The sequence below is a fragment of the Ochrobactrum sp. SFR4 genome (assembly GCF_019730395.1).
Lineage (GTDB): Bacteria > Pseudomonadota > Alphaproteobacteria > Rhizobiales > Rhizobiaceae > Pseudochrobactrum.
This window is the reverse complement of the sequence record NZ_JAAPBB010001291.1, coordinates 1-240: the sequence shown is the minus strand read 5'-3', so window position 1 is coordinate 240 and position 240 is coordinate 1. Positions and strand designations below refer to the sequence as shown.

General features: G+C 52.5%; 1 pseudogene. It reads right to left on the bottom strand.

Annotated features, from left to right (window positions below):
* Positions 1-204 (bottom strand): annotated as a pseudogene (locus HBA93_RS23180) (ABC transporter permease); the annotation flags it as partial.
* Positions 205-240 lie beyond the last annotated feature (36 nt).

Sequence of the window (240 nt, the reverse complement as noted above, 5' to 3'; positions counted from 1 at the left end):
AGCACCAAGACCGGCAATGGCAGAACCGCTAATGGCAGCCACTGTACCGGCAGCAAAGGCACCAGCCAGCATTTTGCCCTCAAGACCGATATCAACGATCCCTGCGCGCTCGGAATAAAGCCCTGCAAGACAAGCAAACAGCAAAGGCGCAGACAAACGCAAGGTTGAATCAAGCAGCTGAATAAGCGTTACATAGATTTCCATAAGGCTTACTCCCCTGCTTTCACGGCTGTTGCGGTA